Source organism: Algoriphagus resistens (genome assembly GCF_001442615.1).
Taxonomy (GTDB): Bacteria; Bacteroidota; Bacteroidia; order Cytophagales; family Cyclobacteriaceae; genus Algoriphagus; species Algoriphagus resistens.
This window is the reverse complement of record NZ_LMXN01000012.1, coordinates 62,454-87,327: the sequence shown is the minus strand read 5'-3', so window position 1 is coordinate 87,327 and position 24,874 is coordinate 62,454. Positions and strand designations below refer to the sequence as shown.

The window sequence follows — 24,874 nt, the reverse complement described above, 5'->3', positions numbered from 1 at the left end:
TGCTCTAAGTGTCAGTTAACTAACGATATATGTTATTATCTTGTAAAAACCCAGTTAGTTTGGCTACTCATTTGCTCAGAAAACTCATATCCGCCTTCATTGAAAATCTTTAATTGTTCAGCGTCAGTGATCCTGTTTTTGATGGCAAAGTTGCTCATCATTCCTCTGGCTTGCTTCGCAAAAAATCCGATGATTTTATAGTCACCATCTTTGAATTCCTTGAATTCAATAGTTATTAGAGGACTTTTTAACGTTTTCCGGTGAACGGCTTTGAAGTATTCCTGAGAAGCAAGGTTTACAACAGTTTGCCCATTTGCAACTTCGTTTATGGCCTTAGCTATTTTCTTGCCCCAGAATTCATAGAGGTTTTTTCCTTTTCTGTTTTCCAGTTTTATCCCCATTTCTAAGCGATAAGGCTGAATCAAATCCAAAGGTTTCAGTAAACCATATAATCCGGAAAGAATTCTGAGATGTTTTTGGGCAAAATCAAAATCAGCTTTTGAATATTCATCTACATCGATTTTTGTGTACACGTCTCCTTTAAAAGCTAAGATGGCTTGCTTAGAATTTTCCGCTGTAAATTCCTTTTGAAATCTCTTAAATCGCTCATCATTTAATTCCCCCAAATTATCAGATATATGCATGAGCTCGCTTATTTCTTTGGCGGACTTCTTTTTCATGATTCGTACCAGCGAGTGGGTATCAGTTTGGAAATCAGGTTGTGTTGAATCTTTGAAAACGGAGGTGCTGTAGTCCAGTGTTTTGGCTGGGGAAATAAGGATAAGCATACTATTGAATTACTGTAATGGCTTTGGTTAATTTTTCTGTTTTATTTTGATTTTCACTGGTAAACTTCACGACTACGGCAAATGTTCCATTTGGCACCAATTCTCCTCGTACCTGCCCATCCCAAGGGCAGAAAGGTTGGTTTGGCTCAATATTTTCATGCGTACAATAGAAGATCAATTCACCCCAACGGTTATAGATATAGACTTCCACATCGTCTATGTATTCGTTTGCATAGAGTATGAAATTCCTATTCGGATCATTCAAAACCACTCCGTTAGGGAAGACTATTTTTAACGAGCAATCCTCTACTACATCAATGCTGGTAATGTATTTACAGCCTAAATTATCCGAAACGGTAAGTTCATAAACTCCTCCTTCAGTTGGGGTGAACACCGAGTCCTGGGAAACTTCCACACCGTTTAATTTCCAAGAGTAATTGTCATAGGAGCCAGGAGCAATTGATTGCGTGATCCCTTCTATTGCACAGATCGTAAATCCTGCAGGCACTATAGGAGGCACGATAGTGGATTTGGCTACCACACCATTGGCACGACCAAGCTCACAGCCAACACTACTTCTCAATAACACTTCGTAAGTCCCCTCTTGCGTCAATTCGATAATAGGTAATCCATCAAATGCTGCAATTCTAGTTCGGGTGCCGTTTGACACCGAATACCATTCTATATCCGCTACATTGGTTAAGTCAGCATCCACGGTAATGGTTGTGCTGGTCTGCTCTATGCAATAAGGAACTATGTCTAAGTTTACTTCTACTCTTTGGAAAATACCTTCAGCTGTGAATGATCTCTTGTCCGTCGGACATAATCCGCCGGTCAAAGGCTGAACTTCCAACGTATAATCTCCGGCTCTGCTAGGGACGAAGGTCTGCCTTCTGCCTACGATTATTCCCTGATCATTTTTCCAGAGGAAAAGTACATCGGCAGGGTCAACATTAGTTAAAATAGCTTCATATTGAACGCCTACCTGGCAATCTACTATAGGAGCTGAAACCTCGAAATCAATACCTGTAGTGATGTCTGCCACAATTGTCTCTTCCCGGGGGCAGGCTACGCCAGCTGGATCTTCTCCTCTTACCGTGTAGGTGTCAGCTTGTGTGATAGTAAATTCCCCGGCTGTATCAGGGAATATGACCGTCCCGGCAGAATTGGTTAACGTGTAATCCAGCTCATCCGGGGAAGTGGGGGTGAAGGTGAAGCTTCCACAGGAAGTCAATTCAGAAGGAACTGAGAAGACTACTTCCATTTTCTGGGCTATGGTATAAATGGTTGGATCAGGAACAGCACAGCCACTTGGATCCTGGATTTCAATAGCGTAATCTCCATGTGGTACCACAATGTCAAACTGGGATGTACTTGGGAAAGAATCTTGGAAAACTTGTCCGTCTCCCTGTCTGGTTGCAGTATAGATACCTGATTGGGGAGAATCAGTGAAGCTGATCGTCAGCATCCCGTTTTCAACCCCCGAGAGACCACAGGTTTCATCTGTAGGGGTGACTGTATATCCAAATCCTGCAGGAGGGTTGCTGTTTTCTATTGTCACCGTACTGATGTATGTGCATCCTGTACTGTTAATTGCCTCTATGTTGTAAACACCGGGAAGTACCCCTTGAACAATCAGAAGGTCTCCAGCACTTACATTAGTGAAAATATTGTCAATTTCAGGTATGGTTATCGTTTCTGCATCAGCCTGCACAGTGATTTCAAATGCTCCATCTGCTGTAGCGCAGTCTGTAGCCGGAGTTGTCTGCACGGCTGTGAACAGCGGTAATTCATTGACTGACAAATCCAGTTTTTTCTCAACTACACAGCCTTCCAAAATCGGATCTTGCGTGACAAAAATTATCTCATAATCTCCCGGCCCCGGAAGTGTGTTGACCCAGAGTTCCAATTCGAAAAATTCACCCAGAGCAACACGGTTGCCGTCTTCATTGAGTTCGTAAAACCATTCTCCGGCAACTGGGGTGTTCGGTGCAAAGTTCACAGCTACCTCTTCATAGCATACTTCCTGGGCATCCTGGTCCATCTCAAATTCAAAGGCCGGGCCCACAAAGATTTCTGCCGTGGCTGGGCAGGTTTCATAAAGTAATGCTTCATCGTCTGAAAGTCCTTCAGGTAATCTGTAGCTTACATTTACAGTGTAAATGCTTTCTTCATCCACAGTGATTTCATTGGAGTTCTCATCTCCAAAAACCTGCCCGGCAGCATTTGTCCATTCGAAGTCATAAAGGCCTTCAGCAGGATCGTACCCGTCAATGGCTGTTAGGGTGACTGGATTGCCGGCACAAAGCGTGGCATCATCTGCTAAAGTCAACTCGGGCGGTGCCTCTACCAATAGCTCAGTACTTGCCCGGAAATACTCAGGATCACCACATCGATCTACCCGAAGATCTATTGTGTAGGTGCCGGGATTGGTGAAAATCTGATCCAGGTTCTGGAACTGATCCCCTGGGCCTCCATAATTGTCTCTTAAGATTGTACCATCATCTTGGTTGGTAATAGTCCAGAAATAACTATCAATATCAGGCTCCCCTCCGCCTTCCAAAAGCGCTCCAGCACCTTCTTCAGGATCCAGACAAAGTCTCGCAGGTGCCGCCAAACTGGGCTCCGGTATAGAACTTCCTGAGTTCTGCACAAAAGAAGGAAGGCCTAAATTGGCCGGGCCAGGCATGGCTTCCACGCCATCTTGGGTGAAAGTACTTTGGGAATTGCAGCCAGATCCTACATTGATTTGACCTATTCTATTATCTCCCACTACTGCCACATAGATCTGACCGTTGGGTCCTATTTGGAGAGCTCCCAGGTTTTTTCCGGCAGTTTCACTGATTTGGTTTTTGGTACTCAAGATACATGCCTCTATTTCTGACCTGGTACTCGCTCCCTCAAAACAGGCAGGGCAGACAGCTGCATCAGGATCATCATTTTCAGCGGCTTTGATGGTGAATTCTTCTATTCCCGGGCCCCCATTTCTATAAGATACCAGCACCCGCTCCCCGTCTTCTGAAAATTCCAAACCGTACACCTCTCCATCGCAGCCAAGGTCAAGACGGGCGTATTCACTCATTTCACCAGTGTCACTGTCAAAGTCAAAAATCTCTACTTTATTACATCCCCCTTCCGTGATAGTTACTGCCACTTTATCGCCATCTGAATTGAATTTCATAGCCCCAACCCCGGAATTAAACCCATGATTGCTTCCTACTGAACTGAGTACCGGCTGCCCAATTCCCTGAGCTGAAACCGGATATGCCCGGAAAGTATTATTTCCAAGTTCGTGGTACATGACCCAGGTCGTATCCCCAGCATCAAGTGCAGCGGTATGCTCAGTAGATGGACTGAAAAGGAAATTGTCCTTGGTGACTACATTTCCTACCCCCGTTGGATTTTCAGATTTAATGTCCACCAGAGAGTATTTTGCTTCATTGTTTCCATTAGCGGATAGCTGGGAAGTAAACAGGTAAAAGAGTGTCTCTTCTCCCGGCACCGGTACGGCAATCACACTTTGGCTGCTCGAATTGTCTCCCCCGATATTATCACCGTTTTCCATTAAATCCCCATTGAGATCCCATACAGATTGGCCATCTGTATAGAAAAGCACCTGCCCTGCCTGATCGGAAATAGTAGTGGTCCCAGCCGGAATATTCTGCGGATGCGGGGAAGCTATAGGCCTTGGGGTAGGAGCATCGGGGTCGTCAGGGTCTGGATTAAAATCCAGTCCCGCTCCTTCTCCAAAGTACCAGATGTTATTGGTCTGATCCTCTACGTCCCACATTTTCACGCGGATCTCAGCGTATGCATAGCAAGATGAGCCTGGTTCACGGACCAAAGCCCAGTATAGCCCCGGGCTGCAGACCTGGTTTGTACCTTTAGGGCCCCAGCCTTCATCCCGCTTATTTGACCAGAAATATTCGTAATTATCTTCTCCTCCCTGTCCGCCTCCGGCTCCACCACCTCCTCCTCCCGGAGCTCCGCCTTCACCGTCGCCACCTTGATTTTGGGCAGTGAGTAAGGGGGCTATGTCCAAACAAGTTTCACATAAAGTGGTGTCTCCGGGAGAAAAATTTGCTTCCAGGTTGTTTTCAGTGAGCGGAATGGTGTGATTGACTACCTGGGTTGTGCTGTCCGCAAAAGTAACTGTCAGCGTAACGTTTACGCTGGTTCCCTGTGCCGCGTCAGCAGGAATTAAAAAGTGCTCCTGGGAGTAATCGGCGGGAAGCTCATTTCCTGCAGAATCAAGAAGCGGAGGGTCAAATTCCCAGGCAAAGCTAATAGGTCTATAATTTTCCGGTGTCAGCTCAGAAGTAAGTTGGACCGGGTTATTTGCGCATGGCATCTCGGGGGACCAAGTAAAATCTACTGTGGGTGTTATGTCTGCATTTGGGGCGAACGTCGGGAATACCGTTCCACAGAAGTCAGTGCCTGAAAAGGGGTCTCCGGCTACTTCAACCAACGTCAAATCAACCTCATTTGGGTTGGAGACTTTTCCCATCATCTGTGGTCCGCCATCTACTTCTTCATAGAGGTAATAGATACTTCCATCTGGTCCTGCTTTGATATCATGGACAGCATACAGATCAACTGGCGGAGTGCTAGAACCGGCTAGAGGCATTGCCTCCGGAGTGGCAGACAGATCGGTTGAAGGAATCCGGTATAGCTGATTTTCCCGTGAATAATAGATGAAATTCCCATCTGGCGAGAATTCTGCTCCTCCGTAGTTTCCTGCACCGGAAGATTGGGCAATAGAAGCTGGCGATCCGAATGTACCTGTGCTTGTATCAAAGTCCAAGACCAAAATCGGGGCACTGCCCGACTCAGGAAGTATGATTAATTGGCTGGTTTCTTCATTGAAGATAATCTTTTTTGGCGTAGAGGAAATTGCCTGATTGTCGGTGGTGGTAAAATTGCCTTCACCTGCGTCCAGACTTCTTGAGATTAAATCACCTGAATCGAAACTAATCAAGTAGGAGGGGGATGCTGGGCTTTTTACCACTAGGAGTGCGCCAGTTCCACTTCCAATGGAATTGTCTTTGGAGGTTATTTCACCTAGCGGTCTCTCATTACCGGAAGCTTGCCCCGGGGCATTCATGTCCACCACTGCATATTGCAAGTCCCCGCCCAAGGACAGATAAAAGATATAGAAGAGCTTATTGCCATCAGGATCATATTCTAAAAATCCAGTAGCAACTTCCTGAATTCCGTCTATATTTCCATTCAATCCTGAACCTACACCCTGGATAGGATTCTGACTGAAATCATAGACCAGCTCTCCATTAGTAAGAAAAAGAGGTTGCCCGGTAATCGGGTCAATTGCAAGGGCTGAATTGTGCTTTGTAAAAACAATAGATCCTGGGATCGACTGGACCGTGGCAGTATTTCCCTTTCCAAATGATAAATATTTGTTTTCAGTCCCAGCCCCGCAATAGCCGAAAATCCATTCGTTATCATTAAATCCCTGCGAATAGACGGAAGTATTAAATACAAAAGTTGTATATAGGAGAGTAATTGTAAAAATGTAGATTAACCTTATGGAATTAGGGCTGCTTTTCATAATTTTCGAAATGCTTCTAAAACAACATACGATCTGTATCGTTGAAGAAGCCAACTGAATATTCAAATTAACGAACAAATACTTGTTACGGTCTCTGGTTTACGTTGTTTTTCTCTGTGTGGTTGGGCTATTTATTGGATCCAATGCCTATGCACAGGATCCGCAATATAGCCAATATTATGCGGCTCCTCTTTATCTAAATCCTGCTTTTGCAGGATCTGAGTTGACAGGAAGAGTGGGGGTCAATTACAGAAATCAATGGCCCAGTATAGACGCGCAGTTCACGACTTTTTCTGCCTATTATGACACCTACCTGAATGATTACAACTCGGGAATCGGGATTATGGTGATGCAGGACACTGAAGGAGCTTCCAAACTTCGCTCTACGACCATTTCAGCATTATATTCCTACGAGTTAAAATTAGGGGCTAATGCCTATTTCCGTCCCGGATTTCAGGCGAGTTACATCCGCAGGGAAATTGGCTTTTATGAAAATCTGATTTTTGCCAACCAAATCAATCCCAACGACCCATTTGGTCCGATTTTCCCAGGGACAGATATACCGGGTTTAGGCGATCCTGTCAGCATGCTTTCACTTTCATTTGGCGGGCTGTTTTTCACAAATAACTTTTGGGTTGGTGGATCAGCGCATCATGTAAATCAGCCGAACCAATCGTTCATAGATGGAGACAGTCCCTTACCTGTTAAGTTTTCTGCCCATGCAGGATACAGAATTCCTTTGGGTGAAGGCTCCATGAGAGGGGATTTTACGCATATGAGAAGGCAGCGGTATTTGACTCCTACAGTTAATTACAAAAGGCAAGGGCCATTTGAACAGTTAGATGTTGGTGCGTATTTTTATGTGGAACCGATTGTTTTCGGAGTTTGGTACCGTGGACTTCCCTATAAGCCTGTGGAAGAGCAAAGCAACAGAGATGCGATTGTGATGATGGTAGGACTTAATCTGCTATCTGGTTTAAATGTAGGTTACAGCTTTGATTATACTGTTTCACAATTAGGTATTCAGTCTGGTGGGGCCCATGAGCTGAGTTTGTCATGGACTTTGCCCAACAATAGCCAGGGAGAACCAAGAAGGCGGGATACAATTCTGCCTTGCCCTAAATTCTAATTCGCGAATTTGAAGTTAACCGACGAGGTGAAAAATCATATGTGATCTGTTCCAAACCTGCTCTATAAAATGAGTGGAAAAGGTAGGGTTTAAGTGGAGCAGCTTTAGGAGAAATAAAGATTACATGCCTTAGACGGAATCCCTGAATCGCTACGGTCATAAAAAAGCTGAAACGATTTCTCATTTCAGCTTTTGTTTTAACTGCTTCTTTGTGTTTACAGGGTGTAAAACTCCTCCCATCCTTTTCTGGGCACTTCACCACCGAGAAGCTGATTTGCCAGTGGGTTATTCGTGATTCGCTGGGTCTCTCTATCAAATTTCAAGGTAGTATTTAATTGTTGGGCCAATACTCCTAAGCAGAAGACCTGACTTAGCGGACCGGCAACCTCAAAGCGGGAACGAGTCTCTTCTTCACCTTTACAGGCCTTAAGGAAATTAGCAAAGTGATTTGAAGGGCTTTCAGGAACTTCAGGAAGTTTATCGGCCATCGCTTTGGCTTTTTCCTCACCTACAATCGAAAGCGTGCTTCCATGAGATCCTCCTTTGAACGTAAGGTCTTTGCCATAAATGATTTTACCGGGGTTTAGTTTGGCAGGCTGGATCTTCCCTGTACTGGCTGCCGGGATATCCGCATTCAGTTCTGATACACCGTAATCCTGCGGTACAGGGGGGATGTTGTCCACACCATCATACCAAGTCATCGTCAAAGCCGGCATATCTCCGCGCTCTGGGAACTTGAACGCCAGGGTAGATGACATGGGGAAGAAAAACGGGTTGTGGCCTTTAAGCATCACTGGGTCAACTTCATATGGTAACCCAAGGTCAAGAAACTCATGTACAGTATCCATCGTATGAGCTCCCCAATCCCCTAATGCCCCCATTCCAAAGTCATACCAGCATCTCCATTGGCCGTTGATAAAGTCCTTATTGTAATCATGAGAGGATCTGGCCATCAGCCAGGTATTCCAGTCAAGGGTGGAAGGAACAGCTTCAGCTTTTGGGAAGCTTTGCATATTCACATCCCATCCATGCCACCTTCTTGGGCTATTCATATGGGCTGTCACTGCAGTCACATCCTTGATGATGCCTGCTTCTTTCCATGCCTTAAACTGGAAATAGTTACCTTCAGAGTGACCCTGATTACCCATTTGTGTGACTACATTATGCCTTTTGGCGCAGTCCATCATTAGGGTGATTTCATTGAAAGTCCTGGCCATAGGTTTTTCAGTGTAGACGTGCTTCCCTTCCGACATCGCCAGCATGGTGATGGGAAAATGGGAAAAGTCGGGGGTACCTACGGTAATCGCGTCGAAACCATTTCCAAACTCATCAAACATTTTTCTAAAGTCCTGGAATCTCTTCGCATTGGGAAACTTATTTAATATCTCGGTGGTATGCGGAGCTCCCAGATCCACATCACATAGTGCTACTATATTGCATAGGCCTGTCTTGTAAAGATCATTGATGATCTGTGCCCCCCTGTTTCCTATTCCACAGCAGGCGAGATTTACTTTGTCACTTGGGGCTATATGCCCTGTTTGCTTACCTAGTACGGAGGAGGGAATCAATGTAATTCCACTTAATCCGAATGCGGCCAGAGAGCCGGTTTTTAGAAAGTTTCTTCTGTCCTTTTTCATATTGTAAGGGTCTTTTGGGAATGCGAATTGTATTTATGATGAGAAAGTAGGGATTTTTTATTGCTAGTATCTTCATTTTTCTGTTGAAAGGCTAAAGAATTAACGGAATCGATACCGAAAGAGAAATTTGAATACAGGACGAAAACCCTTAAAACTTTTACTATTTTCCGAAATTCATTCTCTAAATAACCATGATTAATCAATCTTTTAATAAGCCTGCAATTTTACTGATCTTGGTTGCAGCGATCTCAATTTCCTGTGCTTCAGCCCAAAATGGCAAAACCTTCTTGCAGTTTGAAGGGAAAGATGGACCAGGCAAAGGCAGGAATGTCGTGCTCATCTCCGGAGATGATGAGTACCGCTCGGAGGAGTCCATGCCGATGATGGCAAAAATCCTTTCCACACATTATGGATTCAATACAACGGTGTTGTTCCCGATCGAACCTGAAACCGGCGACATTGTACCCAGCTATCAGAACAATATCCCGGGACTGGAGCATTTGGAAAATGCCGATTTGGTCATCATGCTGATCCGTTTTAGGGATTTGCCTCTGGATCAGATGAAGCATCTGGAGGATTATTTCAAGTCCGGCAAGCCGTTTATTGCGCTTCGCACGTCCACCCATCCTTTTGCCATCAAAGACCAGGACTCCCCTTATGCCAAATGGAACTGGAATAGCAAAGTTGCCGGTTGGGAAGGTGGTTTTGGTCAGCAGGTAATTGGTGAGACTTGGATCAATCACCACGGAATCCATAAATCCGAAGGGACAAGAGTTTTGGTAGACGGAGTGGATCGGGATGCAGACCATCCCATTCTGAGGGGGGTAGATGATATCTGGGCACCGACGGACGTTTATTCGGTTAAGAATTTGCCGTCCTCGGCCAATGTGCTTTTATACGGTCAATCCACCGCCGGGATGACACCTGAAGCGCCACTGATGTGGGATAAATCAATTATGCCGGTTGCCTGGACAAAAGGATATTCGCTGGAAGGCGGGAAAACCGGAAAGGTAATGGGCAGTACGTTGGGCTCTTCGCTTGACTTCAAAGTAGAGGATATGCGCCGCCTGATTCTGAATTCTGCTTTTTGGCTCCTAGAGATGCCTGAAGTGATTACGCCGGAGCTTTCTGTGGATATTGTCGGTGATTATGAGCCGACAATGTTTGGCTTTGATAGCTTCAGAAAAGGGATGAGAGTAGTAGATTTTAAATGAAATTTTCGGTCTACAGGCAACGGTCAACAGTCCAGTGATACGCGGCTGTGAACCCTGGTCTGTGGTCTGTTGACAACTATTAACTATGAACAAAATAGGATTTAATGTGCTGGCCTGGTCAGCGGAGATGTCTGAGAATTTATTGCCGGTTCTGGATCGACTGAAAGAAATCGGATACGACGGTGCCGAGTTTTTTATCGGCGGTTCACCAGAAGAATCATTTAAACTGGTAGGACGGCATTGCGCTGATATAGGACTGGAAGTTACCGCAGTGACGGTGATGGGGGCTGACCACAACCCGATTTCCGCTGATGCCAAAATCAGGACTGCTGCCTCAGAACAACTCAAATGGGTAATTGACCGGGCAAATGACCTCAATGCCACGGTGCTTTGCGGACCATTTCATTCGGGATTTACCGTGTTTGCATCGCGCGAACCGCTAGAACAGGAATACAATTGGTCGGCGGAATACCTGCATGCGATGGGGGATTACGCTCAGAAATCCGGCGTGTTATTGACTCCTGAGGCGCTGAACCGTTTTGAATGCTACCTCTGCAACACCATGGAGCAGCTCTCTTATTTACTCAAGAAAGTGGATCACCCGAATGTACTGGCGATGTTTGATACGCACCATGCCAATATCGAGGAGAAGAGCTTGAGCGGTGCGATTAAGTTCATCGCCCCGCAACTCGGGCATTTCCATATCTCCGAGAATGATCGCGGCACCCCGGGTTCTGGACATGTGAACTTTGATGAGACATTTGAAGCACTAGCGGACATCCAATATAAGGGATGGTTAACGATCGAGGGGTTTACCCGGAACGATCCCGCTTTCGCCAATTCGATCGGGGTGTGGAGGAATTTCTCCGAACCTTGGGAAATGGCCGAAAAAGGATATGAGTTGATCAAAGGGATGGGAGAGAAGTATGGGCTGTGAACTAGAACAAGGAATAAAGGTTCAGGAAACAAGGAGAGCATAGAAAGAACCATCAGACTCACTATAAAAATGGTCTTTATCACAGGAAGACCATTTTCAATTATCTTCATCCTATGATCACACTCACTCGCACGGACTCTTCCAATCCGGATTTTGTAGCGTTGGTAAAGCTACTGGACGCATATCTTGCAGAAAAGGATGGCAGGGAGCACGATTTTTACAATCAATTCAATACTATAGCCATGCTGAAGAATGTAGTCGTTGGCTTTGAGGATGGGATTCCGGTGGCTTGTGGGGCTATCAAAGAATTTGATTCAGAAGCTATGGAAGTGAAACGTATGTTTACTTTACCTCAGGTCAGGAATAAGGGCTTGGCTTCCAGGGTTTTGGCAGAATTGGAGGATTGGACTGCCCAACTGGGGTATAAAAGTTGCGTCCTCGAAACGGGAAAGAGACAAGTGGAAGCGGTAGCATTCTATAAAAAGAGAGGCTACTCCCTCATCCCGAATTATGCACAATACAAAGGAATTGAGAATAGTATATGTTTTAAGAAAGAGCTGAAATAGGACTTTAAATCTTACTGATTACAGTGGTTCTTTTCCTGCGGATAAACACAGAAAAAGCCCGGAGATTTCCAGAGATTTTGATTTTTCCTATCAAATTAGATTCATGGATTTCTTGAAATGATCTGCACAAATCTGTGGGGAATATGAATTTCTGAATCAATCTGGACTCTACTTCAATATCTTTATGCCGATCGCTTCTATTCCGGGCAATTGTTCCTGACGCATATACTGCAAAATTGTAACGCTTTTAGTATGCTGATCAAAGAAGAAGGGGAGTGTGTCATAACGCGTGTAAGAATTACCAAACCCTTCTCCCAAAGGCTCACCGGATTTCTGATCAAACAGCATGATGTTAACCAGTTTATTGTCCAAAATAACGTCTGATGAATCCTTACTGATTATCCTCAGGTAGCAGTTCGAAAAGGCATATTCTTCGTTAAATTTCACCGCTAGTAAATTAGGCGAATTAATCAGTTTCGTATCTCCCAACTCGAAAACAAGGCTATCTTTGATGCCCCAGTTTTGATTAGGGAGACTTTGGAAATCCTCGTAGATCCGCCCGTCTGTGCAAGCACCGGCCACGGGAAACAGTAATAGAAACAGGTAGCGCTTTACCTTATTCATTCTCTGGTTTAGTTGGATTTGGACCCTGGTTTTTTCTAGGTGGAAATTTCTTTTTTCCTTGTGGTTTAGGCTTAGCACCTCCTGAATTTATATTTGCTGCATTTCCATCATTACCTTTTGGCTTTTGCACATTTTGTCTTTTTGGGGAGGCATTCTGTGCTTTAGGCTGCTGAGATTGGGGAGAAGCTGTCTGTCCCGAATTCGCTTCGGGATTTTTAGGCTTGTTTCTGTTTTTGTTATTTCTGCGTTTTTTTGGTTGATCTCCCACTGGTCTTGGCCCCTGGTTAGCGCTCTGGGGAGTATTCTGTTGCCTTTCAGGTTTGTTTGGTTTCGAATCGGGTTTGTTAGAAGCTTGTTGGTTTCTGTTTCCTCCAGAATTTCTGTTTTGGGGACGTGGTTTTTTCTTGCGTTTAGGACTTGAGCTGGCAAATTTCTTATCTAAAAGCTCGAGTTCACGAGTTGATTTGGCAGCTAAATCTTCTATTTCAGAAGCTTCATTGTACTGAAGTGTAAAGACCTTTTTGCCTTTTTCGTTAATTGCCTGGATTTCTTTCACCCGCTCGCATGTGATGCTATGCCAGTCGTTGTCGTTATTGTAACTAAACCACATGAGCTTACGGAAGATATCCGTTTTCTGAAGTTTGGCAGGGCCGGATTCTGTTTGCAACGGACGGTCAATAGAGGGGATATCCTTGATTGCGTCCATATAGGTGTCCAGCTCATAATTGAGGCAGCATTTCAGCCTGCCGCATTGTCCGCTCAGTTTCCCGGGATTCAGGGAGAGATTCTGATACCTGGCTGCAGAGGTGCTTACATTTTTGAAATCAACCAACCAGGTAGAACAACAAAGCTCTCTGCCACACACTCCGATTCCACCAAGTCTTCCTGCTTCCTGACGAAGGCTGATCTGACGCATTTCCACACGGATTCTGAATTCCCCTGCGAGAACTTTAATCAATTCTCGGAAATCGACACGGTCATCTGCAGAGTAGTAGAAGGTAGCCTTAGAATTATCGGCCTGATATTCAATGTCAGACATTTTCATCTTCAACCCCAATTCTTCTACGATTTGCCGGCATCTATACAGCGTAGGAATTTCCCTGTTTTGAGCTTCTCCCCATTTCTCCATGTCCTTTTGATTGGCAACACGGTATATTCTCAGGATTTCATCATCATTCCTGATTTTTCTTTTTTGCATTTGAAGACGGACAAGCTCCCCTTGAAGCGATACGTAGCCAATATGATGTCCACTTGGGACATCCACGACGACTGGATCACCAGTAGTTAAGGATAGAAAATCTACATTACGATAGTATTCCTTTCTTCCCCCCTTGAATTTCACTTCTACGATATCAAAGTTGTCCACCTCGGGTATCCCCATGTGAGATAGCCAATCGAATACATTCATTTTATTACAGTCGCTCGTACCGCAAGTGCCGTTACTTTGGCAGCCTCCGGTTCCTCCTGAGGAAGTTGAGCATGTGCTACATCCAGACATAATATATAGACAGGGCAAAGCCCTGGTTAGTTTTGGGTTTAATTACATTAAGTTCAGAATATCCATTCCGATATCCTTGCGGTAGTAGGCCTGATCCCAACTGATCCCCTTGACCGTTGTAAATGCATTGCTCAGCGCTTCCTGCAATGACTCACCTTTGCCGGTTACCGCAATTACCCGACCACCCTGATTGGTCAATTCCCCGTGTTCATTTCTGCCTGTTCCAGCATGGAAAATCTCCGCGCCTTCCACGGAATCAGGGAGAGAGATGATTTTTCCTTTTTCGTAGGAACCGGGATATCCGCCACTGACCATGACCACTGTAGTAGCATAATCAGGAGAGATTTTCAGTTCATAAGAACCCAGTGTTCCCGTGCCAATGCCATGAAGCAATGCCAGGAAATCACTCTCAATTCTTGGTAGAACCGCCTCAGTTTCAGGATCACCCATGCGTACATTGTATTCAATCACATGTGGTTCCCCATCCTTGTTCATGAGACCTATAAATAAGAATCCCTTGTAGGGAATGTTTTCCTTTGCGAGTCCTTCAACTGTGGGCTTGACAACAAGCTCTTCCACTTTGTTCATAAAAGCTTCGTCTGCGAAAATAACCGGACTCACAGCTCCCATACCTCCGGTATTGAGCCCTGTATCTCCTTCGCCTATGCGTTTATAATCTTTCGCCTCCGGTAAAATTTTATAGTTTTTTCCATCCGTGGCTACAAAAACGGAAAGTTCTATTCCGGTCAGGAACTCTTCAATGACCACTTTTGAGGAGGCTTCGCCAAATTTCTGATCCAAAAGCATCTCCTTCAAAGAAGCTTTTGCCTCTTCAAGTGTCAGGCAAATAAGCACTCCTTTGCCAGCTGCAAGTCCATCTGCTTTTAGTACAATAGGTAGCTTTTGGGTGTCCAAATAAGCCAGACCGGCTTCCAATTGATCTGCGGTGAAGGTCTCATAAGCTGCAGTAGGAACGTTGTTCCGCTGCATGAAACGTTTGGAAAAGTCCTTACTCCCTTCCAGCGTAGCGCCAAGTTGAGATGGCCCCACGACTGGGATAGCTGCAGTTTCAGATTGGTTTTGAAGGTAATCTACGATTCCCTTTACCAAGGGCTCTTCAGGTCCGATGACTACAAGGTCGATACTTTTTGAGGTGATAAAATCCCTGATTGCATCAAAATCAGTAATGCTGATTTCGACATTGGTAGCTATACTTTCTGTGCCGGCGTTACCGGGAGCTACATATAATTGGGTACAGCCGGAGCTTTGTACGATCTTCCAGGCGAAAGCATGTTCTCTGCCTCCGCTCCCTAATAAGAGTATATTCATTGACTCAATTCAAGTTAATTCGCATGCTCAGAGATGAATTTGATCCGATAGACCCGCAATTCATCTTCTGCAAAGTCTTCCTCCTCAAGCTCATCTAAAGCTGCTTTGATCTGATCACTAGAAGCATTCATGAAGTAATCGTGGAGCATATCCTCCCGATCTTCGTCCATAATGGCTTCTATATAGTAATCTATATTTAGTTTAGTTCCGCTATAAATGATCTGCTCTATTTCATGAAGCAGGTCACTCATACTCATGTTGAGGTTTTCTGCTACCTCATCCAAGCCTACCTTGCGGTCGATTTGCTGGATTATTGAAATTTTTACTTTGGATCTAGTTCCAGATGATTTGACTACTACATCTGAAGCGGTCTCAATCTCATTCTCTTCTACGTAGTTAGCAATTAATTTCAAGAATGAAGACCCGAATTTAACGACTTTTCCCATACCAACGCCAATGATTTGAGCGAGCTCTTCGCGTGTGGTAGGATATACGGTTGCCATTTCTTCCAATGAAGGGTCCTGAAAGATGACATACGGGGGGAGTCCTTTAGAGCGGGCGACTTTTTTCCGCTCTGCTTTCAGGAGCTCAAATAGCTTCTCGTCATAGGAAATCCCGGTACTGATGTCTATTTCCGCTTGTCCGGTTTCCACTTCTGCGGCGAAGTCGTGATCATAATGCAGCTCAAGTGCAAAAGGGGCTTCAAGAAAGTCCCTGCCTTTAGGTGTTAATTTGAGTACGCCATAATTATCTATATCCTTTTCAAGCATATTCAGGATCATCACCTGACGTATCACTCCGATCCAGGTTTTCTGAGAAGTTTCTTTTCCTTTTCCAAAAACCGGAAGTTTGTCATGGGAATAGCTAAGGACATAATCAGTAGATTCACCCACGATTACCTTTACCAAGTGATCCAGACCAAAACGTTCATTGGTTTGCTGCGCTGCTTCCAGCACGGTAATTACCATATCCATCCCCTCGAAAGTCGGGCGGTTTCGCTTACAGTTGTCGCAAAAGCCACAATCATCATCCATTGTCTCCCCGAAGTAATTGAGGATAAATTTCCTTCTGCATACGCCGGTCTCCGAATAAGCAGCCATTTCCTGCAGGAGGATTTTAGCGTTTTCCCGTTCTGTGACAGGTTTGTCCTTGTTGAATTTGTCGAGTTTTATGATGTCTTCGTATCTGTAAAACATGAGGCAATGCCCCTCCAGACCATCACGGCCAGCTCTGCCTGTTTCCTGATAATATCCTTCGAGAGATTTTGGGACATCGTAGTGGATCACATAGCGCACATCAGGCTTATCTATCCCCATTCCGAATGCAATAGTGGCTACTATCACATCCAGCTCTTCATTGAGGAAATCATCCTGGGTTTTAATTCTCACCGAAGAATCCAATCCTGCATGATAAGGAGCGGCATTAACCTGATTTACTTTGAGTAGTTGGGCGATTTCCTCAACTTTTTTGCGGCTGAGACAGTAGATGATTCCGGATTTTCCCTTGTGCCCTTTGATAAATTTGATCAGATCTTTCTTCGAATCGTTCTTAACTTTGGGACGGACCTCATAGAAAAGGTTTGTTCGGTTAAAAGAAGACTTGAATAAATCGGCTTCCTCCATCTGAAGATTGCGCTGAATATCCTGCTGCACTTTTGGTGTAGCAGTGGCAGTAAGCGCGATAATCGGCAAGTTAGGCGCAATCTGGGCAATTATTGATTTGATCCTTCGGTATTCAGGCCGGAAATCATGTCCCCACTCGGAGATGCAGTGCGCTTCATCAATTGCCACAAAGCTAAGCTCAGCGGATTTAAGAAATGCGACATTTTCTTCTTTGGTCAAAGATTCCGGTGCAACGTATAGAAGTTTTGTTTTCTTCTTGAGCACTTCACCTTTTACCCGGGTAGCTTCTGATTTATTCAAGGTCGAGTTCAGAAAGTGGGCATTGATCCCCAAAGCCTGTAATTGATCCACCTGATTTTTCATCAAAGCTATCAAAGGGGAGATGACTATCGCAGTACCCTCTTTTATAACAGCCGGCAATTGATAGCACAGGGATTTGCCAGCGCCCGTAGGCATTATGACGAATGTATTTCGCTTATTTAGCAAATTGTCAACGATCAATTCCTGGTTTCCGCGAAATTGGCTGAATCCAAAGATTTTTTTAAGATCTGCTTTTACTTTTTCTTCCACTTGTTAAGGGGCTTAAAGGGTGACTAAAGCCTGTAAACAGGAATGATTTATTACATTTATACCCAGGTTCAAAATTAGTTATAAACACAGGTAAAATTGAATTTAGCTAAAAATATTAGAAAAACAGCCACTAGAGTATTGCAAAACGAGGCTCAGGCTGTGTTAAATCTTGTTGATTTTTTGGATGGTGATTTTGAAGCCTGTGTAGCGCACATTTTGGGTTCAAAAGGCAGGGTGGTTGTCACTGGAGTAGGAAAGAGTGCAATCATCGCTACTAAGATAGTTGCAACGTTGAATTCCACGGGAACCCCAGCGCTTTTTATGCATGCCGCAGATGCCATCCACGGCGATCTGGGGATGATTTTGGAGGATGACCTTGTCATATGTATTTCCAAAAGTGGCAATACTCCGGAGATTAAAGTGCTGGTGCCCTTGCTCAAAAGGCTTGGCTCCAAGCTTGTTGCCTTAGTTAGCAACACCAAGAGCTTTCTGGCCGAGCATTCGGATTATGTTTTAAACGCAACTATCGGAGAGGAAGCATGTCCCAACAATCTGGCACCAACTACAAGTACCACGGCGCATTTGGCTTTGGGCGACGCATTGGCGGTTTGTTTGCTTGAAGCAAGAGGCTTTACTTCTGAGGATTTTGCCAAATATCACCCAGGAGGATCGTTAGGCAAGCAGTTATACCTTAGAGTAGGGGATGTTTTGGGCGGAAATGAAATTCCGATTGTTTCGGAAGATGCTGGATTGGCTGAGGTTATTCTTGAAATATCAGGGAAAAGATTAGGTGCTACATCCGTAGTGGATAGCAAAGGAAATTTAAAAGGAATAATAACAGATGGGGATTTGCGAAGAATGCTTCAAAAATCGCTTGATATTCAGAAGCTTAAGGCTTCAGATATCATGACAGTCAACCCCAAATCCATTTCAACACAAGAATATGCCATTCGTGCGCTGAATATGATGAAAAATCATAATATCACTCAACTTGTGGCTATGAATGGAGAAAAAATCGCTGGTTTTGTGCATATTCATGAATTGATGAAGGAAGGAATTGTTTAACTATTAGCATGCACAGTAAACCCTATATTTTAATAATGGCTGGCGGAATTGGTTCCAGATTTTGGCCATATAGTCGTAGAAAGCGCCCGAAGCAATTTTTGGATATTCTGGGCACTGGGCGCTCACTCTTGCAGATGACTTTTGACCGGTTTACTGAAATTGCCGATCCTGATCAGTTTGTTGTCATCACCTATAGAAAATACCTGGCACTAGTCAAAGAGCAATTGCCGGAGTTGAAGGATCATCAGATCCTTTCTGAGCCGATGCGCAAAAACACCGCGCCATGTATAGCTTATGCTACATATAGGATTCATTCCATAAACCCAGATGCAACTATCATCGTCACTCCCGCAGACCATCTGATCCTGCAGGAGAAAAAGTTCACGCGCACACTTAAGAAGGCTGTGGAAGCTGCGGGTGAGGGTAAATTGGTTACGCTGGGCATTAAACCAAATCGGCCAGAAACAGGATATGGCTATATACAATACATCGAAAAACCTGAAACTCACGCTTTTCGTGTTAAGACTTTTATCGAAAAGCCGAATTCAAAACTTGCAAAGACATTTTTGGAAAGCGGGGATTTTGTCTGGAATTCGGGCATGTTTGTCTGGAAATCGGAAAGTCTTATTGAAGCTTTTGAAGAACACATGCCAGATATGGCAGAAGTGTTTGAGGAAGGGAAAAACATCTATGGGACGGATGGAGAAGCAGCATTTGTTTCCAGCGCTTATACTCAGGTGAAAAATATATCGATTGATTATGGAGTCATGGAAAAATCGAACCAGGTGTACGTGATCCTAGGTGATTTCGGTTGGTCAGATCTCGGGTCTTGGCATAGTCTATATGATCTAAGAGACAAAGAGGAAAATAACAATGTGGTGGAGGCAAACGCGATTTTATACGACACTAAAAACAGTTATATAAAAGTAGATGGGGATAAACTGGTGGTCGTACAGGGACTCGAAAACTATCTTGTCAATGAGACTGACAATGTGCTTTTAATCTGCAAGTTAGACGCCGAGAAGAAATTCCGTGAGTTTGTTTCAAATGCAAAAAAGAAGGGCGAAGGCTTTATTTAAACGTGCTTTTAGGCTTCCTTGTCCATTGCAGTAATAGGCCGCTCCAATATAGGAACCATTTCGGCTCTTACTTCAGCAAACATTTTTCGTATCCTACATGTTTGTTCGTCTTCACATTCCGCGCAGGCTTCATAGAATTTCTCTGAAATACATGGTATTAAGGCAATTGGACCATCTACGATCCGCATGATTTGAGCAATAGAAATTTCACTCGGGTCTTTGGCCAGAACATAACCTCCCTCTGACCCTCTGATGCTTTTTATGAGTCGGTGGGTTCTTAGCTCTCGTAGAATGTTTTCCAAAAATTTGTACGGAATATTTTCATTTTCCGAAATCACCTTTGCAGAGATTGGTTTTCCTTCCGGTCGGTCCTTCAAAAAAAGAATTGTTTTAATGGCGTATTTGGCTCTTTTGGATAGCATGCTAGACTTTTAATCTTTGGCGCAAATTACTAAAATATTCTGCCCCAGAGAGGATATCTATTCTTGATGAAAGCAGGGGAAGACGATTTAGCGAAAAATAAATTTGATAGAACTATCTTTTATGGGTTGAAAATCAAAAAATAAAAATACCTTTGTTGATATATCATATCAAACAGGTATGAATAATATGTTTAATGATTTCTAACAATGAGACAGGCTTTTATCTTTCTTCTTCTAATGGTTTGGGGTGCTCAGACGGCTTTCGCACAGATTAAAATCCAGGGCACAGTAAATGATCGTATGAACCAGCCTCTCCCCGGAGCCAGTATAGTGTTGTCCAAATCAGGGCTTTTTGCGATCGCCGATGCCACAGGAAACTTTACGCTGGAGGTTCCTTCTGATTTCCCGGTTGAACTGACGGTTAGTTATGTCACCTTTAAGTCGTTATTGATCACATTGACGACTCCTCCAGATCAGCCTTTAACTATCACGCTGGAAGAAGATGGACAACTCGCCGAGGTTTTGATCACAGCTCGCCGGAGGTCTGAGGAAATTCAGAAAGTTCCAATTCCTTTTACGGTGATTGGTGGGATAAAAGCAGAGCAGGCCGGCGCATTCAATGTGGAGCGTATCAAAGAACTCATTCCAAGTGTCCAGCTTTATTCTTCCAATCCACGAAATACCACATTGAATATTCGAGGGTTTGGATCCACTTTTGGCTTAACAAATGATGGCATCGACCCTGGAGTAGGCTTTTACGTGGATGGGGTATACTATGCCAGGCCTGCAGCGACTACTTTGAATTTCATTGATCTGGAGCGAATAGAGGTGCTTAGAGGTCCTCAAGGAACTCTTTTTGGAAAGAACACCACCTCTGGAGCTTTTAATATTACCACAGGATTGCCGGAATTTACGCCTTCCGGTAAAGTGGAAGTCGGATTCGGGAATCTGGGCTATATACAGGCAAAAACAACGTTGACAGGTCCTTTAAGTGATAAAATAGCAGGAAGAGTTTCATTGATAGGTACACAGAGAAATGGGACGCTGGAGAACGTTAGTACCGGAAAATTTATTAATGATATGAACAATTTGGGCTTCCGGGGGAAATTGTTGTTTGTTCCGACGAGTAAGTGGGAGATAGTTTTGTCAGCAGATGCCAGTTTCCAGAGGCCAGACGGATATGCACAGGTGATAGCAGGTGTAGCGGATACTCAATATCCTGACTTTAGAAAGTTCTCTTCCATCATCGCCGATTTGAACTACCGCCTTCCCTCTGAAGATGCATTTGAGCGGAAAATCGATCATGATACCCCTTGGAGATCCAAAAATGATCTGGGAGGGGTTTCTCTAGACATTGATTACCAATTGGCTTCTGGTACCTTAACGGCTACTTCTGCCTGGCGATATTGGAAATGGGGGCCCTCCAATGATAGGGATTTTACAGGCCTTTCCGTGTTGAGCCTCTCTCAGGCCCCTTCAATACATAGACAATGGTCACAGGAATTCCGTTATGCGGGAGAGCTCTCCAAGAAATTATCGGGAGTTATCGGGCTATATTTTCTGGGGCAGACTTTGGATACTGATCCATATCATACCGAGGAGTCGGGGGATGCGCAATGGAGATTTTCTCAGCGAACACAGAGTGGGCTCTGGGCAACGCCGGGGCTTTTTGATGGCTATGGAATCAGGACTACATCTTCTTTGGAATCTCAGAGCACGGCAGTGTTTGGTCAGCTGGATTGGGAAATCACTAAAAAATGGCACTTGCTTACCGGGCTGAGGTATAACTATGACAATAAGGATGTAAGCTTCGATCGTCAGACTTACGGAGGATTGGAAACTGAGGATACTGAGCTTTTGGCATTAAAAGCCTCCGTATACACTGCCCAGAAATTTGATGTGAACGTAGGTAATCAGAATTTATCGGGGCAGGCTACCCTTTCATTTTTTCCACTGGAAAACTTAATGGGCTTTTTGACTTTTTCCAACAGTTATAAACCTGTGGGAATAAATCTGGGAGGCTTACCTACAGAGAATGGAGTGCCGATTTTATCTCTTGCAGAGATCAAACCCGAGTATGTCAGACACCTCGAAACTGGTATCAAATCGCAACCGATAAAAGGGGCTACATTGAATTTGACACTTTATCTAACAGAAATTAAAGATTACCAAACGTTGGTGCAAAACACTCAGCTGGGTACTAATCGAGGATATTTGGCAAACGCAGAGAAGGTCAGAGTTCAGGGAGTGGAGCTGGAAGGAAGTATTCCATTTACTCCGTTCTGGAGTCTGAATTCATCTGTTTCTTATACAGATGGGATTTATGTTTCATTTCCGAATGCTCCGGTTCCCATTGAAGAGACCGGGGGAGAGCGTACCTTCAAGGATATTTCCGGGCAGACTTTGCCTGGAGTATCTAAGTGGTCTGGAAGCCTGGGCTCTGAGCTGACCCGGCCAGGAAGCTTTGTAGGCAAGGAGTCTGATTTTTTTATTGCAGGTGATCTATTCTTCAGATCTTCCTTTTCTTCCAGTCCCACTCCATCAAAATACCTTGTGGTTGACGGCTATGCTTTGGTAAATGCAAGAATAGGAGTGAGGGCAAAAGAGGGATTTTCTGTGATGTTATGGGCAAGAAATATCCTAAATCAGGATTATTTCGAGCAGCTATTACTAGCTTCAGGAAGTGCGGGACAATATGCTGGGGTTTTGGGAGATCCGGTAACCTATGGATTGACCATGCAGCTCGGATTTTGACCTTTCCGAAAAATAGATAAAAAAACAGCCCTTGAGCTGTTTTTTTTATCTTTAAGCTTAGTTATTTCCGTTGCCTGATAGCTTCGTAAATAGCTACTCCTGCCGATACGGAGACATTCAAACTTTCTATTCTTCCTGCCATTGGGATTTTCACTTTTTCATCCACGATCCCCATCAGTTCAGTGGAGATGCCGTCTTCTTCGGAGCCCATCACCAAGGCTACAGGGACGGAGAAATCCGTTTCGTACATAGTTTTGTCTGTTTTCTCAGTGATAGCCACCAATACCAAACCCGATTTCTGAAGATCCCTGCAGGTATAAAAAAGGTTTCTGGATCGCACCACTGGAAGAAAATTCAATGCGCCTACTGAGGTCTTGATCGCGTCAGAGTTAATCTGCGCGCTGCCTTTTTCAGGAATCACAATGGCATCCACCCCTGCGCATTCTGCGGTTCTGGCGATGGCTCCAAAATTCCTTACGTCAGTAATTCTATCTAGAATCACTATCAAAGGAGCTTTGCCTACATTAAAGCAACTTTCGATCACATGATCCAAAGACGCATATTCTATAGACGACATCTGGGCGACTACACCCTGATGATTTTTACGCGTGATTCTGTTGAGCTTCGCATCAGGGACACGGACGACCGGGATTTTTTCAGCTTTGCAAAGCTTTAGCAATTCCTTGATTAGGTCATTGTTGATTTCCTTTTGTACCAACACCTTGTCAATGTCCTTGCCGGCATGGATAGATTCCATGACTGCTCTGGTGCCAAAAATAAAATCTTTTTCATGTTCGCCTTTTTCAATCAAAAAGCCATCTTTCCGCTTCTCCATATGGATATATTTTTGAACCAAACCGGCTGATAAGCACGAGAGCGATTCAAGGTATAATAGTGTGGGCTAAGTATGTTTTTAACCCGCGCAAAGGTAAAGCGAATTCTTGAACTCTCATTAGTTCCCCCATAACTCCACACTTCCCTGTCCAAATAAAAGTTGACTTCCTGTGGTGGACCCATTACGATATAGACCATTCCTTTATCCGTTTTCCAGCCTTCTTTGAAGTCTGTGAATAATATATTGGCAAATTCTATCTGGCGAAAATATTCTCGGATAAGCTCTTTCGCTGTATCAGGATTTCTGGTCAATCCTATCCAATAAGCGTCCAAAGCTTTCTTTTTGTCTTCTGCAGCCAGTAGGGCTTCATGCTCCTTGCGCGTGGAAATATAAGTGACCATATCGACCATTTCATCCCAATCTTTCACCTTTGGGAATGCTTCATGCGTTGTTTTCAATACAAGTCCGGCACTGGCAGAGGTATCACTTTGGATGAAATAGTAGCCGATTTGATCGAAGGCCTTGGGAACATTTTCCAAGAAATCCCCTTCATCGATCACTTGTAGCTCTCTGGGAACCGCTGCAGGCTTCGTCTCCATAGGTGGATAAGGTACTTCCAAGCTGATAGGGTAGTAAAAACCGTGCAGGGTAGGGTCGTTGTTGGATTTGAAAAGCAATGATTCCCCGGCATTCAGGTAGTTTTGGTCGAACCCAACATTATTGGCGTAATAGGCACCGAAATCAGGAATATCAAATACAAAACTGCTTTTGATGTCAGTGGAATAGTAATACTCGTCGGCTTGCCGCGTATCTAAAGCTGTAAATAGTGCGATGGCAGTCTCAGTTCCAGCTGGGATTTCTATGGATTTTTCAAATACCCAATGCCGATCTGTATCATACTTCAAATCGTCTGAAGTCAATAGGTTAGTATTGTCTGATAAAATCTCTTCATCGTAGCTATTCAAAATAGAATAGGTAAAACTAAATGCATTGAATTGCGGATTATCTTCTATTTTTTCTACTAAAAGCTGAAGTTTATAACTCGTCTCAGATTCCTTGATCGGGATGATCTTTAGGGAAAGCCTGGAGTATCTGGAATAACGAAGTGTCTGATTTAAACTGCTTAAGGTTTTCTGTGCTAAGGTTGGTAAACTAGTACCTGCCAAGAGGATCAAAAAAATCAGGAGTCGGCTTGTTTTACAGTTCATCGGGTGTTGGTCTCGGGTTTGGGAAATTAAC

Annotated in this window: 17 protein-coding genes; 7 read left to right on the top strand and 10 right to left on the bottom strand. The window is 44.2% G+C overall.

From position 1 onward, the window contains the following. Window positions 1-35: 35 nt before the first annotated feature. Together yaaA and AS141_RS18865 are read right to left on the bottom strand one after the other, a co-directional pair. Window positions 36-788 (bottom strand): peroxide stress protein YaaA, encoded by a 753-nt coding sequence (gene yaaA / locus AS141_RS18870; RefSeq protein ID WP_057939258.1) that lies wholly within the window; start codon window positions 786-788, stop codon window positions 36-38. 1 nt (window position 789) lies between these two features. Then, window positions 790-6,354, bottom strand: coding sequence for a T9SS type B sorting domain-containing protein (locus AS141_RS18865; protein WP_057939257.1), 5,565 nt, complete (start codon window positions 6,352-6,354; stop codon window positions 790-792). An 82-nt stretch (window positions 6,355-6,436) separates the two neighbouring features. Here AS141_RS18865 and AS141_RS18860 point away from each other — a divergent pair, with 82 nt between their 5' ends. Then, window positions 6,437-7,483, top strand: coding sequence for a PorP/SprF family type IX secretion system membrane protein (locus AS141_RS18860; RefSeq protein ID WP_057939256.1), 1,047 nt, complete (start codon window positions 6,437-6,439; stop codon window positions 7,481-7,483). 215 nt (window positions 7,484-7,698) lie between these two features. Here the strand turns inward: AS141_RS18860 and AS141_RS18855 are convergent, their stop codons facing one another. Then, a complete protein-coding gene (locus AS141_RS18855; protein WP_057939255.1) occupies window positions 7,699-9,120 on the bottom strand; it encodes a Gfo/Idh/MocA family oxidoreductase in 1,422 nt (473 codons plus the stop codon). A gap of 191 nt (window positions 9,121-9,311) precedes the next feature. Here AS141_RS18855 and AS141_RS18850 point away from each other — a divergent pair, with 191 nt between their 5' ends. The 3 genes from AS141_RS18850 to AS141_RS18840 all read left to right on the top strand — a co-directional run bounded on the left by AS141_RS18850 (window position 9,312) and on the right by AS141_RS18840 (window position 11,837). Then, window positions 9,312-10,334 carry a ThuA domain-containing protein gene (locus tag AS141_RS18850; RefSeq protein ID WP_057939254.1) on the top strand — a complete coding sequence of 341 codons (1,023 nt, stop codon included), beginning with the start codon at window positions 9,312-9,314 and terminating at the stop codon, window positions 10,332-10,334. Window positions 10,335-10,419: 85 nt separating this feature from the next. Next, the gene (locus AS141_RS18845) at window positions 10,420-11,271 is read left to right on the top strand and encodes a sugar phosphate isomerase/epimerase family protein (RefSeq protein ID WP_057939253.1); all 852 of its coding nucleotides are present in this window, start codon (window positions 10,420-10,422) and stop codon (window positions 11,269-11,271) included. 113 nt (window positions 11,272-11,384) lie between these two features. Beyond that, on the top strand, window positions 11,385-11,837 hold the full coding sequence (locus AS141_RS18840) for a GNAT family N-acetyltransferase (protein WP_057939252.1): 453 nt from the start codon (window positions 11,385-11,387) through the stop codon (window positions 11,835-11,837). Window positions 11,838-12,005: 168 nt separating this feature from the next. On the opposite strand, the gene AS141_RS18835 is transcribed toward AS141_RS18840, so the two are convergent. From AS141_RS18835 to recQ, 4 genes are all read right to left on the bottom strand, one after another. After that, window positions 12,006-12,461: a gliding motility lipoprotein GldH gene (locus tag AS141_RS18835; protein ID WP_057939251.1), complete on the bottom strand. Its 456-nt coding sequence runs from the start codon at window positions 12,459-12,461 to the stop codon at window positions 12,006-12,008. Then, window positions 12,454-13,869: a PSP1 domain-containing protein gene (locus tag AS141_RS18830; RefSeq protein ID WP_082632363.1), complete on the bottom strand. Its 1,416-nt coding sequence runs from the start codon at window positions 13,867-13,869 to the stop codon at window positions 12,454-12,456. Before AS141_RS18830 ends, AS141_RS18835 begins: the two co-directional genes overlap by 8 nt. 132 nt (window positions 13,870-14,001) lie before the next feature. Next, on the bottom strand, window positions 14,002-15,288 hold the full coding sequence (gene purD / locus AS141_RS18825) for a phosphoribosylamine--glycine ligase (protein WP_057939249.1): 1,287 nt from the start codon (window positions 15,286-15,288) through the stop codon (window positions 14,002-14,004). A 14-nt stretch (window positions 15,289-15,302) separates the two neighbouring features. Then, window positions 15,303-17,480 carry a DNA helicase RecQ gene (recQ, locus tag AS141_RS18820; protein WP_057939248.1) on the bottom strand — a complete coding sequence of 726 codons (2,178 nt, stop codon included), beginning with the start codon at window positions 17,478-17,480 and terminating at the stop codon, window positions 15,303-15,305. A 96-nt stretch (window positions 17,481-17,576) separates the two neighbouring features. On the opposite strand from recQ, the gene AS141_RS18815 reads away from it, so the two are divergent. Next, window positions 17,577-18,545 carry a KpsF/GutQ family sugar-phosphate isomerase gene (locus AS141_RS18815; protein ID WP_057939247.1) on the top strand — a complete coding sequence of 323 codons (969 nt, stop codon included), beginning with the start codon at window positions 17,577-17,579 and terminating at the stop codon, window positions 18,543-18,545. Window positions 18,546-18,553: 8 nt separating this feature from the next. Beyond that, window positions 18,554-19,624 (top strand): mannose-1-phosphate guanylyltransferase, encoded by a 1,071-nt coding sequence (locus AS141_RS18810; protein WP_057939246.1) that lies wholly within the window; start codon window positions 18,554-18,556, stop codon window positions 19,622-19,624. Window positions 19,625-19,632: 8 nt separating this feature from the next. Here AS141_RS18810 and AS141_RS18805 read toward each other — a convergent pair whose 3' ends face one another. After that, window positions 19,633-20,046: an RrF2 family transcriptional regulator gene (locus AS141_RS18805; RefSeq protein WP_057939245.1), complete on the bottom strand. Its 414-nt coding sequence runs from the start codon at window positions 20,044-20,046 to the stop codon at window positions 19,633-19,635. Window positions 20,047-20,253: 207 nt separating this feature from the next. Here AS141_RS18805 and AS141_RS18800 point away from each other — a divergent pair, with 207 nt between their 5' ends. Continuing rightward, on the top strand, window positions 20,254-22,800 hold the full coding sequence (locus AS141_RS18800; RefSeq protein WP_057939244.1) for a TonB-dependent receptor: 2,547 nt from the start codon (window positions 20,254-20,256) through the stop codon (window positions 22,798-22,800). Window positions 22,801-22,861: 61 nt separating this feature from the next. Here the strand turns inward: AS141_RS18800 and rlmB are convergent, their stop codons facing one another. Next, entirely contained in the window at window positions 22,862-23,635 is a 774-nt protein-coding gene (gene rlmB, locus AS141_RS18795; RefSeq protein ID WP_057939243.1) for a 23S rRNA (guanosine(2251)-2'-O)-methyltransferase RlmB, read from the bottom strand. Next, complete coding sequence (locus AS141_RS18790) at window positions 23,608-24,843, bottom strand: GWxTD domain-containing protein (protein WP_057939242.1); 1,236 nt, start codon at window positions 24,841-24,843, stop codon at window positions 23,608-23,610. Before AS141_RS18790 ends, rlmB begins: the two co-directional genes overlap by 28 nt. Between the last annotated feature and the right edge of the window lie 31 nt (window positions 24,844-24,874).

Excerpts from the sequence above, each read along its gene's own strand:
- yaaA (WP_057939258.1), bottom strand. The coding sequence starts at position 788 with ATGCTTATCCTTATTTCCCCAGCCAAAACACTGGACTACAGCACCTCC.
- AS141_RS18865 (WP_057939257.1), bottom strand. The coding sequence starts at position 6,354 with ATGAAAAGCAGCCCTAATTCCATAAGGTTAATCTACATTTTTACAATT.
- AS141_RS18855 (WP_057939255.1), bottom strand. The coding sequence starts at position 9,120 with ATGAAAAAGGACAGAAGAAACTTTCTAAAAACCGGCTCTCTGGCCGCA.
- AS141_RS18850 (WP_057939254.1), top strand. The coding sequence starts at position 9,312 with ATGATTAATCAATCTTTTAATAAGCCTGCAATTTTACTGATCTTGGTT.
- AS141_RS18845 (WP_057939253.1), top strand. The coding sequence starts at position 10,420 with ATGAACAAAATAGGATTTAATGTGCTGGCCTGGTCAGCGGAGATGTCT.
- AS141_RS18840 (WP_057939252.1), top strand. The coding sequence starts at position 11,385 with ATGATCACACTCACTCGCACGGACTCTTCCAATCCGGATTTTGTAGCG.
- AS141_RS18835 (WP_057939251.1), bottom strand. The coding sequence starts at position 12,461 with ATGAATAAGGTAAAGCGCTACCTGTTTCTATTACTGTTTCCCGTGGCC.
- AS141_RS18830 (WP_082632363.1), bottom strand. The coding sequence starts at position 13,869 with ATGAATGTATTCGATTGGCTATCTCACATGGGGATACCCGAGGTGGAC.
- purD (WP_057939249.1), bottom strand. The coding sequence starts at position 15,288 with ATGAATATACTCTTATTAGGGAGCGGAGGCAGAGAACATGCTTTCGCC.
- AS141_RS18810 (WP_057939246.1), top strand. The coding sequence starts at position 18,554 with ATGCACAGTAAACCCTATATTTTAATAATGGCTGGCGGAATTGGTTCC.
- AS141_RS18805 (WP_057939245.1), bottom strand. The coding sequence starts at position 20,046 with ATGCTATCCAAAAGAGCCAAATACGCCATTAAAACAATTCTTTTTTTG.
- AS141_RS18800 (WP_057939244.1), top strand. The coding sequence starts at position 20,254 with ATGAGACAGGCTTTTATCTTTCTTCTTCTAATGGTTTGGGGTGCTCAG.
- rlmB (WP_057939243.1), bottom strand. The coding sequence starts at position 23,635 with ATGGAGAAGCGGAAAGATGGCTTTTTGATTGAAAAAGGCGAACATGAA.
- AS141_RS18790 (WP_057939242.1), bottom strand. The coding sequence starts at position 24,843 with ATGAACTGTAAAACAAGCCGACTCCTGATTTTTTTGATCCTCTTGGCA.